Source organism: Parabacteroides sp. PF5-9 (assembly GCF_029893105.1).
Classification (GTDB): Bacteria; Bacteroidota; Bacteroidia; order Bacteroidales; family Tannerellaceae; genus JARXWG01.
In genome coordinates, this window is the sequence record NZ_JARXWG010000024.1 from 44,290 (window position 1) to 57,429 (window position 13,140).

A 13,140-nucleotide genomic window follows, 5' to 3' on the forward strand; every position below is an offset into this window, starting at 1 on the left:
AGGAAAAGCGTATATTTGTTCGTTCTAAGTTTTTCTGTTAAATAAAAAATGCGATACTTATGATTATCAACGAAAGAGATATCAATCATGAATTAGTGATACAGGTTGTTCAGCGTATGATGACAGCTGCCCGCACGGCACCTAAAGGAAAAGGAGTTGATATTATTGAAATAGCAATGGTTACAGGCGAAGAGATCATCCGGTTGTCGGAAGAGATGATTCAAATTTCGGCCGAAAAGAATCTGAAATTTTTCCTCCGTGATGCCGAGAATATCTTACAGGCTGACGCTTTATTGATCCTTGGTACGATGCAAAAAACACAAGGATTGAACTGTGCACATTGCGGATTTGACACATGTGCTGAAAAACCAGATGCAGTCCCCTGTGTAATTAATACGGTAGATGTAGGAATTGCTTTGGGTTCAGCCTGTGCAATGGCATCCGATCTGCGTGTGGATACCCGGGTTATGTTCAGCGCCGGATATGCTGCTCAGCGATTGGGGATGTTAGACGAGTGCAAATGTGTGATGGCTGTCCCGGTGAGTGCGACCAGTAAGAATCCCTTTTTCGACAGAAAATCCAAAACCCCTCTACCGTAAAAGCGTCTGGTTGATTTGTTCGATGTAACCTAATATTTCATCACGTCCTTCTCTTTTTTCCGAAGAAGAGATGAAAATAGGAGGGAGTTCCTCCCAACTTTCCAGCAATTTATCTTGATAAGTGGTGAGGTTCTCCTGTAAACGTTGCCGACCGACTTTATCAATCTTAGTGAATATAATAGAAAAAGGAATATTGCATTCCCCCAGCCATTCCATAAACTCCAGATCAATCTTCTGGGGGGTATGGCGACAATCGAGTAAGACAAAAAGGTTGGTCAACTGTTCGCGTTCAAGAATGTAGTCCTCGATGATTTTACGGATATTTTCCCGTCCTTCTTTACCTCTTTGTGCATATCCGTATCCCGGTAAATCCACCAGAAACCATTCGTTATTGATCATGAAATGATTAATAAGCTGTGTTTTTCCAGGCTTTTGGGAGGTCATGGCTAATCCCTTTTTGTTGGTCAGCATATTAATCAACGACGATTTACCCACATTACTCCGTCCGATAAAGGCATATTCGGGTCGTTCCCCTTCCGGACATTTACGAACGTCCGAGTTACTGATTACAAACTCTGCACTTTTGATTTCCATAGACTTTTTATTTTATGTGTGGTCTATCGGATTGTAACGTTTGTTTAGAGGAACTGATCCATAATCCGATAAAAGTAATCGTTCCGTTTATCATAAGCATTTCGTAACTGAATACATAACTGGTATAATACTTCACCAACGTATCAATCATAAAACAAATACAAGGAGAGGCTATACAGATATAGGGTACATATTTGTCGCGAGGCATTTTTTTGGTAAATAGCCCGAATACAAACAGTCCGAGTAGCGGTCCATAGGTGTATGAAGCGATCATATAAATGGCGTCGATAACACTGCGGTTGTTTAAGGCTTTAAATATTAGGATGATTACTGCAAAAAGAATAGATATTAACAGATGCACTTTCAGGCGTGTGCGTTTGGCCTGCTGCGCCTCTTGTTTTTCGATGCTGAGTATATCCACGCAGAAAGAAGTCGTCAATGCCGTCAATGCCGAATCGGCACTGCTGAATGCTGCGGCAATAATCCCAATACTAAAAAAGATCAGAATAGAATCTCCCAGTAAGCCTGATGTACAAAACATAGGCAATATATCGTCATTCAAAGCCGGCAGTTCGATTTGCTGTTGCGAGGCTAAAGTCAACAGAAGGACTCCCAATGAAAGGAACAGGAAATTAACCGGCGTAAAGGCAAAACCGTATGTATACATATTTTTTTGTGCATCTTTCAGGCTTTTGCAGGAGAGATTTTTTTGCATCATATCCTGATCCAATCCGGTCATAACAATTGTAATGAATATACCGCTGAAGAACTGTTTGGCAAAATGTTGTGTACTATGCCAGTCCTCGAATTCGAAAATCCGGAAATGCGGACTGTTGATAAGTGTTTGAACCATTTCTCCGGTATTCAACTCCATTTTACTCTTGACCTGCCAGATGATAACGATTAACATCGCCACCAGACAAATGGCCTGAAGTGTATCTGTCCAGATGATGGTTTTAATCCCACTGCGGTAGGTGTATAACCAGACCATTAGAATGCTGAAAACAACCGTTATGCCAAAAGGTATATTCCAGGTACTGAACACATAAGTTTGAAGAATAAGAACCACCAGGTAAAGGCGAGCTGCCGCACCGACAATTTTTGATAACAAGAAAAAAGAGGCGCCGGTTTTATAACTTCTTCGTCCGATGCGTCCGTCTAAATAGGAATAAATAGAGGTGAGTTTTAATTTGTAATAGAGCGGCAACAGTACTTTTGCAATGATAATATAACCGACAAAAAAACCGAACACGGTTTGCATATATGTCATATCGATGCTTCTCACCATTCCCGGCACAGAAACAAATGTGACTCCCGACAAGGAGGTTCCGATCATGCCGATGGATACAATCAGCCAGGGAGAAGTCCGGTTGCCTAAAAAAAAAGCGTCATTCCCTGAATTTTTCCTTCCTGTGATCCAACCGATCAAAAGTAAAAGACTGAAATATACAGCAATGATGATGAGTATGATGTAGCTGTTCATGCTCTGTCGTGAATTTCACGCAAAGATAAGCATAATTCTTTTGCCCTGTAGATTCATAGATCTGCAACAGCTATATTTCAGTTCTATTGTATCCTATTTCATTGTTTGGTTTTCGAAAAGTATACCTGTTTTTTTCTACGCCATCCTATTGAAAAAATCACAGTATGCGAACTGTTTTTTTGTTACACCTACCTCCGTTTTTTGTTAGAGGTACGTCTAAAACAATTTAGAGGTACGTCTAAATCCGTTTAGAGGTACGTGTAAAATAATTTAGAGGTACCTCTAACAGAAAAGTGTTCATTATATTTCAAATAAACCGATGGGACTCATAAGATTTGTATTAGTAATGCTTTTCAATCGTTGCGCCTTGGTAATAATGGGAAAGGATCTGTTTGTAGTTGTACCCTTTGGTACCCATCACTGCTGCTCCGATCTGACAGAGTCCAACTCCATGCCCCCAGCCTGCTCCGGTCAGAGTGAAGCGGGAGGGTATTCCATTGATTAATTCACCTTTATCCACCACAAATGCAGAACTGTATAAATGAGATTCTGACAGTGAACGCCGTATTTCCAACTCTTTTCCGATGGTGTAAGTGAGTAGGCTGCCAACAATTTGTAGTTGTTCTATCCGGCCGGATCCCCCTCTTTTCAGCGGGATCAGATCGAGTATTTTACCGAAATTATACCCGGTTTTACGATGGATCAATCGAGCGAGTTCATCTTGTGTATAGGTGATCTGCCAGCGGTAGAAATCGGTAGTCTCCTGATCGTAATTGTTGAGTACCTGACTCAGTATGGATTTGTCGGTCGTATGGCAGAATGCTTCCGGAGAAGTCCTGATCCATTGATCGGCTTCTTTTTCATTGGTCAGATCGGGTACGTTCTTTTCCGTATGGTCTCGCACGGTTGTCAGGTAAGTATGAGGGATGGGTTCCCAGCAATGTTCGAATTTTTCGGTGACACCTCCACAACATTTGGAAAACCGCGTGTCACAAATCGTAGAATCACTCATCAGAATCTCTCCCCGGGTTTCGCTGATCACCTCTTCTACGATAGGCGTAGAAGCACGGGTAATTCCCTGATAGCGCTGGCAGTGATCATCGGCGCAAACGTCGAAAATGGCATGATCTTCCCGGTCGTACCATTTAATCAGTTGTTCTTCATCCTGAAAACTACTTTTGTAATTCTTCTTATTGGCGAGGCGACTGTTTTTCTCAATTTGCGCCAATAGCCAGCTTCTGGAAATAACGGCATGTGCTTTCAGGAATTCCTTTGAAGCAGTAGCACGCATTTCGGAGGAGATGACACTGGTCAGATACTCTTCGATATCCAACTGGTTGATGACGATAATACCATCTGCCCCTGCGATAAGGTTCAGTGCTCCCCGAAAGCGTTGGTCTTCTTTTCTTTGCCAATGAAAATCGACACCGATCGTAACCTCTTTCAAATCAAAAGAGGCCGTTTTGTTGGTCGGTTCAAAGAAGAGTTCGGTGTAGAGTTTGCTTCTGAAGAGAATTTTTCCATTTCTCCATACAGCACGCTGTTTCCCTTTTAGGAAAGACGCTGTTTCAACGTGGATATATTCATCATTCAGAATGAAAGAGACATTTTTTTTAGTCAGAATGCCTATATTTACAACAGGAGCTTCCATATTTTATTTTTACTGCTTAAGTAAGCCTTTTATTGGGTTTAATGAAAAAATGTCAATAAAATTGCGCCAATTTAAGAATTGTAGTGTCTTATATAAGCAAATATAGACTCTATTCTTGGTAAAAACAAAACAAAATGTCATTATTGCCGTATCTTTGTCTTCCTCGCATATTCCCGGCCTGTTTTTGGTTCAAATATTTTGTGTTTTCACAATTATTCCTAACTTTGCAGCCGCTAATACAAACAGCGTAAACTAATTATTCAAACATGGCAACAAAAATCAGATTGCAAAGACACGGTCGTAAAAATTATGCTTTTTACCAGATCGTTGTCGCAGACAGCAGGGCTCCACGTGATGGAAAGTTTATTGAAAGGATAGGTTCTTATAATCCGAACACTAATCCTGCTACAATAGATTTGAATTTCGAAAGAGCTTTGTATTGGTTACAAGTAGGTGCTCAACCTACAGACACAACGCGTAATATTCTTTCACGTGAAGGTGTATGCTTGAAAAAGCATTTATTGGAAGGTGTGAAGAAAGGTGCTTTCGACGAAGCTACAGCGGAAAATAAATTCCAGGCTTGGTTGAAAGACAGACAAGCTTCAGTGCAGGCATTAAAGGATAAAGATCGTGAAGCTGCGAGAGCAGAAGCGAAGGCTCGCCTTGAAGCTGAAAAAGAAGTGAACAAAGCGAAAGCAGAAGAAGTAGCTAAGAAAAAGGCGGAATTATCCGTTGCTGCTGCTGAAGCACAAGCAGAAGAAGTTGCAGAGGAAGCTGAGGCTCCAGTAGTAGAAGATGCTGCTCCTGTAGTTGAAGAGACTCCTGCAGAAGAGGCTCCTGCTGAGAGTGCAGAATAATTTCTGCTGACAAAAAAATAAAGACTATTCGCCTTCGGGGGAATAGTCTTTTTTTATTTTTTGAATTTCAGTATCTTATTTCCGTAATGGTAGTAAATAGGTTAGTCTGACAGATAATGTTTGTCCGGAGGACTTGGAGAATTCATCTTTCTTTTTGTTACCATAGATATCACTGAGGGCGTAATAATAACGTCCTTCAAGCATAAACGATCCTACACCGGTACGTAATTCCAAACCAGGTCCTCCGCATAGTCCCCATTCGAATTTATTTTCGATCGGCATATCATGTTGTTCGTTTTTGTAATTTGCAGCTTCTCCTTCTAATAGGGAGGAAGTGCTTTCACTGATGGCATAACTTATTTTCGGTCCTAAATTAACATAAAACCGGAAACTTTTTTTGCCGAAATAGATATGTGTGAGAAAAGGCAGTTCAAGGTAATTGATGGTTCGCTCATAATGCGAACCGGCATATTCTTCGTAGTTGGGATTGTCTGTGAAATCTTCTTTCCACCCTTGCTGGCTATAATTGAGTTCAGCCTGCAATCCTAAATGTTTTTCTGTAATCCAACGTAAGGCTAATCCACCGGTATACCCCATATTCATCCCTTGCCATACTTTAGGGACAAAGTTGATGGATGAAAAGTTGACACCCAGAGAACCACCTATCCATATTTCCTGTTGGAAAGGAGTTTGAGCTGTCATCTTGAAGACAGAAAACAACGTCGTTATGGCCAAGAGGAGAGTGATCCGCTTTCTCATTTTTTTATCTCGCTTCGTGTAATGGTATAATCATTTCTGTACTGGACAATGAAAATATTGGTATTGATAAATCCTCCCCAGTTGTTGACCCGCTCGAAATTGAAATTCGTCTGTAACCCTTTATATCGGATCTGACCCAGGTGATTTTCAAAATCCAAACCATATTTTCTCATGGCATCTAAAAAGAACATTCCCGTATCAAACCCAAGTATGCCGTATTTGGGATATGTGTTGATCAGATTTTTACTGTACCAGTTTTTGTATTTAACATAAAACCGTTGTACATCCGGTGAGAGGTTCTCGGCATAGAAATTACTGTATATATATGTGTTCAATGCAAAGAAATCTTCCAGACAGTCACGGGTATAGGTTTGCCATTCGGGATAACCGAATAAATGAATGGTATAACCGATTCGCTCTTCGATAACAGAGGGTTCGGTCAGCGTGCGTAAAGGCGCTTTGATCTTATTTAATGCTTCTAATGAGGCCGAAGTGGGTAGAACAATATTTCGTTTGTCTGGTAGTAGGAGTTGTTGAATATCCATCGCAAATGTTTCACTTTTATAGACCAATTCTTTAAAAGGAATATTCTGGTTTAACATCTCGGATTTGAATGTTTTAATAAAATCCATTTTTTCTTCTTTATCCATGATATTTACGATAATGATGTTATCGTTTGCAAACAAATTGCAACCGGCAAAGGCTGCATTGGAATACAGATAAGAATGAGGGGTGTTGACTTGATATACACTTGCGTTTGATAATACATCATCATTTCGGGAAGTAAATGGGATAATGTATTTTATATCGTGTTTTTGGGCAAAGTCGGCAACCGGTTTAATCTGTTCACTCTGTACGGCACCAATGATTAAATGGGCGTTTAAAACAGCTTCTTCCCGAAGTGTTTCATTTAATTTACGTGTGTCATTGCCTATATCAAATACGGATAATTCAATTGAGCTCCCTAAACTCCGCAGACTGTCAATGGATAACAACAATCCTTCGTAGTATTCAATAAAACGGGCGGTATTTGCTGATGGTACCAAATCGTTTACCATAAAAGGTAATAGGAGAGCCACTCTCAGTCGGTCGACTTTTTTTATTCTTTTGGGTTCGGTTAATAAAGCATTCACTTCTCCTTCCTGAAGAGGAACAGGTTCGGTGGTGACTGTTTCTTCTGTTTGAACAGGTATTCGAATAACCATTCCGGTCTTAAGCCCACTTCTCAATTGCGGATTTAAGGCGATAAGTTCATTGCTGGAGATATTGAATTTTCGACATATACTATACATCGTTTCTTTACGCTGAATCTTATAATCAATTTCTTTGGTTACTGTTTGTATTTCGGTAGTTGGCAAAGTCTCTATGCGTGTAGCTGGGATACGGATCGTTTTACCGATCGTGAAGGTCTCGACCGATAACCCGGGGTTGGCTTCCATAATATCTGTAGCCGGAATAGTATACCGTACAGATAAGGAATACAATGTCTCTTTGGGTTGAATGGTATGATAAGTGTACCCGTCATCATGGGCGTCAATGGGAGCCACGGCAACGTCGCGTTGTGGGATTTTTAATGTCGCTCCGGCACGGATTCCTTCACGGCTTTCCGGGTTTAACCGATGGATATCTTCAACGCCTACACCATACATGGTGGCAATAGCATATACGGTTTGCCCGGGTTCTATCGTATGGTAAAATATATCCGATACTTGTTCGTTTGTAGTTATAGTTTGTCTGTTTACTACTTGTGAAAAAAGAGGCAGACAAAAGAAATGCAGGATAAAAAGAAGTGCGTATATAAAACTTTTGTTCATCTGTTCGTATACAATATTTAGGAGGCAAAGATAGTGTATGTCCGCATAAAATACTAATTTTGAAAGCTAATTAGATCATATATATGCAAAGTAAATTATTCGGCAAACCAGGCTTAATTATCTGTTTTTTACTCGTTATACTGACAGCCTATGCCCAACAATATACCGTAACCGGAGGGAGAGGCACCCCGCTTCTTGCGCATCACGATACCGCTAATAAAATAGAAGTTTATCTGGTGTATGGAATGGATGGTGTTGAGATCAGCTATACTTCGACATCTTCTAATCATCAATGGTTTCGTTATAAGACAAAGGTGAATGAAAGTGAAGCAGTCACCAGTTCGCAAAATGGGAATACCTCTTTGGTGACTCATATAGATGGTGGTTATGGATATTATGTAAAAGAACAGGGCCAATTGGATCGGTATGTCTGGATCATTGATTATAGTCAATATGCATTTGATATCACCAGTCTGCGCGTATCAGAAAATAGTAATGTCTGTGAATCTTTTCTTCTGACAGGGGAATACACGATGCCTCAATTGAGTTATCACTCCATTAATGGCGTTCCATTGGTGGTAAACCGAACCTTTGAAATCTCTTATTATACGTTGGATTATAATGAAGAAAGCAAAATCTTTACAACTAAAGATACGACTTGTATTGTGTCGGGTAATCCTTTTCAAAAATCGTATGATGCTCCTTTAATCGATACGGATATTTGGTTGAGAGGCGATTATTTTGCCCGTCATTTTAATGTGGAAAAAGAGATAAATACAGGTGAATATGCCACTGTTGCAATAAAGATAGATGCGGATACTACTGTTGTTTCACAGGAATCGCCTAATATGGATTCTTCGAAAGAAGGATATTCGGCTCCGGTAACGATCCGGTTTGTCGCTTATGGTAACGATCCGGTAGCGGCAGATTATAAATGGCGGATCTATAGAGATGGAGAAACATTACCTATTATTGATTTTACATCCGATGAGGTCGAATATACCTTTAATCGTGCAGGAAGCTACCGTGCATTATTGGAAGTTGGTGACCGAACGAATAGTTGTCAGGATTCTCTCTCTTTTGTGATCAATGTGGCTGAATCTTTTCTGGCTGTTCCGAATGCATTTTCTCCCGGAATGTCTCCCGGGGTGAATGACGAGTTTAAGGTTTCCTATAAATCGCTAGTTCGTTTTAAAGGGTGGATCTTTAATCGTTGGGGGGTACAATTGTTTCATTGGACAGACCCGGCTGTGGGATGGGATGGTAAAAAAGGAGGAAAATATGTTTCTCCGGGAGTCTATTTCTATGTCATAGAAGCAGAAGGTTCGGATGGAACAAAGTATAAAAAGAAAGGGGATATCAATATTCTCCGCTCAAAAACAGTACAAGATGAAGTTATTGAACAATAGTGTGTTTCATTTTCTGACAGGAGTTTTATGCTGTCTGATGGCTGCATATGTGTATATTAGTGCGAATGATGCCAAAAAGGTGATGGATGAACGGCCGGTGGTTTCATCAATGACTGTTACGCCTGAAGTGCCGACCTCTATACTATTCTGTGGTGAAACAATCGATCTTCGCAGGTATAATATCCGTGAAGGGTTTGATCGTGAATTATCCAGTTTTACCTATTTTCATTCGACCACAATGCTCTATTTCAAGCGGGCAAACAGATACTTCCCCATTATTGAACCTATTCTTAAAGCCAATGGGATACCGGATGATTTCAAATACCTGGCAGTGATCGAAAGTCAGTTGGATCCAAGAGTGACTTCGCCGGCACGTGCGGTAGGGATGTGGCAGTTTTTGGAAGGTACGGGTAGGCAGTATGGCTTGACGATTACCCCTACGGTAGACGAACGTTGTCATGTGGAGAAATCAACAGTGGCGGCTTGTAAGTATTTGAAAGAAGCCTATGACAAATATGGTAACTGGATAGATGTGGCCTGTGCTTACAATGGTGGGATGGCCCGAATTACGGGTGAATTGGAGAAACAGAAAGCAGATCAGGCATTAGACCTGTGGCTGGTAGAGGAAACCTCCCGTTATCCTTATCGGATTATGGCGATCAAACAGCTTTTTGAAAATCCGTATAAATATGGCTTTATCTTTCGTGCCCGTGATCTGTATAAACTGATCGAATGCGAAGAAATAACAGTTCGTTCGGATATACAGGATTTGGCAGCTTTTGCAAAGAAATATAATATGACTTATGCCGATCTTAAACGTTTCAATCCATGGTTGCGTGACCGGAAATTGCAAACAGCAGGTAAAACATATAAAATCAAAGTCCCCAAAGAAAAAGAGATGTATTACAACACCCCCAACGCAGTCGTACATAATCCTGCCTGGGTGGTCAGATGATGTTTAGGTAAAGAATATGACAAAAAATAAACGTGGAGGTGAAAAGACCTCTTCTTCTACAGACGTAAATCAAATAGAGGGCGGCCTGATCTCCGTATGGGGTGCCCGTGTGCATAACCTGAAGAATATTGATATAACCATTCCGCGTAACCAGTTGACGGTAATCACAGGTATGAGTGGAAGTGGAAAATCATCATTGGCTTTCGATACCATATTTGCGGAAGGCCAACGGCGTTATATTGAAACGTTTTCAGCGTATGCACGTAATTTTCTGGGAAATATGGAACGTCCGGATGTAGACAAAATAACCGGATTGAGCCCTGTTATCTCAATCGAACAAAAAACGACAAACCGTAATCCCCGTTCTACCGTAGGAACGACTACCGAAGTGTACGACTTTTTTCGTTTACTATACGCCAGGGCAGGAGAGGCTTATTCCTATTTGAGTGGGGAGAAGATGGTGAAATATACCGAAGAGATGATCCTGCAACTTATTCTTGAAGAGTATGAAGGTGAACGGATCTATTTATTGGCCCCATTGATTCGTAACAGAAAAGGACACTACAAAGAACTCTTTGAGCATGTCCGGAAAAAAGGATATTTGCATGTGCGGGTGGATGGCGAGATCAAAGAGGTTTTTCATGGCATGAAACTCGACCGTTACAAAATGCACAGTATAGAAGTGGTCATTGATAAGTTGAAAGTATCTTCTTCTGATGAACGTCGGCTGAAAGAGAGTCTGAAAGTCGCAATGAAACAGGGGGATGGTCTGATTATGATCATGGATGGTGAAGTGGGAGAGGTACGTCACTACAGCCGTCGTTTAATGGATCCGCAAACAGGATTGTCTTATAGCGAACCAGCACCTCATAACTTTTCGTTTAACTCTCCGCAAGGGGCATGTCCGAAATGCAAAGGGTTGGGACAAGTTAATCTGCTGGATATGGAAAAAATTGTTCCTGATCCGTCCCTGAGTATCCATAATGGTGGTATAGTGGCTTTGGGTAAGTATAAAAATACCCTGATATTTTGGCAGATAGAGGCTATTTGTGAAAAGTATGGCGTCACAGTAAAGACTCCTATAAAAGATATTCCGGAAGAGGCGATGGACGACATTATGAACGGTACGGATGAACGCTTGCAGATCAAAAACGCCTCTTTGGGTAATTCCAATTATTTTCTCTCCTACGAGGGGGTGGCCAAATATATTTTGATGCAACAGGAAAGTGAAGCATCTGCATCTGCACAGAAGTGGGCCGGTCAGTTTATTAAAATGTCTGCATGCCCGGAATGTAACGGTCAACGGCTGAATAAAGAAGCGCTTCATTACCGCATAGCCGGCAAGAATATCGCTGAATTGGCTGTAATGGATATTTCAGAACTTTATGAATGGCTTGAAGGTGTAGAAGAGAAACTAAATGCCAAACAAAAACAAATCGCAGTAGAAATACTGAAAGAAATACGTTCACGTCTTTCCTTCCTGTTAGACGTCGGATTGGATTATCTCTCTATGAATCGTGCTTCAGCAACGTTATCAGGAGGAGAGAGCCAGCGTATCCGGCTGGCTACACAGATAGGGAGTCAGTTGGTCAATGTGCTTTATATCTTGGATGAGCCGAGTATCGGATTACATCAACGGGATAATATCCGTCTGATCAATTCCTTGAAACAGCTGCGTGATTCAGGGAATTCGGTAGTTGTTGTGGAGCATGATAAAGACATGATGTTAAGCGCAGATTATGTCGTAGACATGGGGCCTCGTGCAGGACGATTGGGCGGCGAGATCGTTTTTGCCGGAACACCGGATGAGATGTTGAAAGCCGATACACTAACATCCGCTTTTCTCAATGGTCAGGAGGAAATAGCGATACCAAAGAAACGACGGAAAGGAAATGGACAATCGATTACAATTAAAGGCGCTTCCGGGAATAACCTGAAACAGGTAGACGTTAAATTTCCATTAGGTACATTAATCGGAGTAACCGGTGTCTCCGGAAGTGGTAAGTCAACATTAATCAACCATACACTCCAGCCGATTCTCAGTCAGCATTTTTATCGTTCACTGGAAGATCCGTTGGCTTATGAGTCGGTGAAGGGTATAGAAAACATCGATAAGGTAGTCAATGTCGACCAGTCGCCTATCGGTCGTTCTCCTCGGAGCAACCCAGCAACGTATACGGGAGTCTTTTCCGATATACGCAATTTATTTGTGGAGTTGCCGGAATCGAAGATCAGAGGTTATAAGCCGGGTCGTTTCTCTTTTAATGTATCGGGAGGTCGTTGTGAAACCTGTAAAGGGAATGGATATAAGACCATTGAGATGAATTTTCTTCCCGATGTACTCGTTCCGTGCGAAGATTGTCACGGAAAACGGTATAACCGGGAGACTTTGGAAGTGCGTTTTCGGGGAAAATCCATTGCCGATGTATTGGATATGACCATTAATATGGCTGTAGAATTTTTTGAAAATGTGCCTAATATCCTTTCCAAGATAAAAGTCTTACAAGATGTGGGATTAGGATATATCAAACTGGGACAACCTTCGACTACCTTATCCGGTGGGGAGAGTCAGCGGGTAAAACTGGCTACGGAGTTGGCCAAACGAGATACGGGGAAGACATTATATATCCTTGATGAACCGACAACAGGACTTCATTTTGAGGATATCCGCGTTCTGTTGGGTGTTTTGAACCGATTGGTAGAAAAAGGGAATACAATTATTATCATCGAGCATAACCTGGATGTGATAAAAAGTGTAGATTATGTGATCGATATTGGTCCGGAAGGAGGTCGTAACGGAGGAAATGTCTTATTTTCAGGAACTCCGGAGGCTTTGGCCGATAGCGGGATCGGGTTTACTTCATCTTTTCTTAAAGCAGAATTGAACGAAATGTCGTTATAAATTGTAAACCTCAAAAGTCCAGAGGACTTTAATGTACATAACCCCGGGTGAAACCCAGTCATGTTCGGAAGACTTTCTGCCAGCCAGTGTATGCCTGATTTGTTTACTGCTTTTTGC

General features: G+C 41.2%; 10 protein-coding genes. 5 read left to right on the forward strand and 5 right to left on the reverse strand.

Going from position 1 to position 13,140, the window contains the following annotated elements; translation table 11 throughout:
- Window positions 1-59 precede the first annotated feature (59 nt).
- A complete protein-coding gene (locus M2135_RS12970) occupies window positions 60-599 on the forward strand; it encodes a DUF2148 domain-containing protein (protein ID WP_280748941.1) in 540 nt (179 codons plus the stop codon).
- Here the strand turns inward: M2135_RS12970 and yihA are convergent.
- The 3 genes from yihA to M2135_RS12985 form a co-directional block, all read right to left on the reverse strand.
- Window positions 591-1,193 (reverse strand): ribosome biogenesis GTP-binding protein YihA/YsxC, encoded by a 603-nt coding sequence (yihA, locus tag M2135_RS12975; protein ID WP_280748942.1) that lies wholly within the window; start codon window positions 1,191-1,193, stop codon window positions 591-593. The genes M2135_RS12970 and yihA overlap by 9 nt on opposite strands.
- A gap of 7 nt (window positions 1,194-1,200) precedes the next feature.
- Complete coding sequence (locus tag M2135_RS12980) at window positions 1,201-2,676, reverse strand: sodium:solute symporter (protein ID WP_280748943.1); 1,476 nt, start codon at window positions 2,674-2,676, stop codon at window positions 1,201-1,203.
- 340 nt (window positions 2,677-3,016) lie between these two features.
- Window positions 3,017-4,327 carry a SpoIID/LytB domain-containing protein gene (locus M2135_RS12985; RefSeq protein WP_280748944.1) on the reverse strand — a complete coding sequence of 437 codons (1,311 nt, stop codon included), beginning with the start codon at window positions 4,325-4,327 and terminating at the stop codon, window positions 3,017-3,019.
- A gap of 266 nt (window positions 4,328-4,593) precedes the next feature.
- On the opposite strand from M2135_RS12985, the gene M2135_RS12990 reads away from it, so the two are divergent.
- The gene (locus M2135_RS12990) at window positions 4,594-5,184 is read left to right on the forward strand and encodes a 30S ribosomal protein S16 (protein ID WP_280748945.1); all 591 of its coding nucleotides are present in this window, start codon (window positions 4,594-4,596) and stop codon (window positions 5,182-5,184) included.
- Between the two features lie 75 nt (window positions 5,185-5,259).
- On the opposite strand, the gene M2135_RS12995 is transcribed toward M2135_RS12990, so the two are convergent.
- Window positions 5,260-5,886 carry a porin family protein gene (locus M2135_RS12995; protein WP_280748953.1) on the reverse strand — a complete coding sequence of 209 codons (627 nt, stop codon included), beginning with the start codon at window positions 5,884-5,886 and terminating at the stop codon, window positions 5,260-5,262.
- Between the two features lie 53 nt (window positions 5,887-5,939).
- Window positions 5,940-7,757, reverse strand: coding sequence for a LysM domain-containing protein (locus M2135_RS13000; RefSeq protein ID WP_280748946.1), 1,818 nt, complete (start codon window positions 7,755-7,757; stop codon window positions 5,940-5,942).
- Between the two features lie 83 nt (window positions 7,758-7,840).
- On the opposite strand from M2135_RS13000, the gene M2135_RS13005 reads away from it, so the two are divergent.
- Genes M2135_RS13005 through uvrA form a run of 3 tightly spaced genes read left to right on the forward strand, consistent with a single transcriptional unit; the run spans window position 7,841 to window position 13,023 of the window.
- On the forward strand, window positions 7,841-9,166 hold the full coding sequence (locus M2135_RS13005; RefSeq protein ID WP_280748947.1) for a gliding motility-associated C-terminal domain-containing protein: 1,326 nt from the start codon (window positions 7,841-7,843) through the stop codon (window positions 9,164-9,166).
- Window positions 9,147-10,121: a lytic transglycosylase domain-containing protein gene (locus tag M2135_RS13010; RefSeq protein WP_280748948.1), complete on the forward strand. Its 975-nt coding sequence runs from the start codon at window positions 9,147-9,149 to the stop codon at window positions 10,119-10,121. Before M2135_RS13005 ends, M2135_RS13010 begins: the two co-directional genes overlap by 20 nt.
- Before the next feature lie 16 nt (window positions 10,122-10,137).
- Entirely contained in the window at window positions 10,138-13,023 is a 2,886-nt protein-coding gene (uvrA, locus tag M2135_RS13015; RefSeq protein ID WP_280748949.1) for an excinuclease ABC subunit UvrA, read from the forward strand.
- Window positions 13,024-13,140 lie beyond the last annotated feature (117 nt).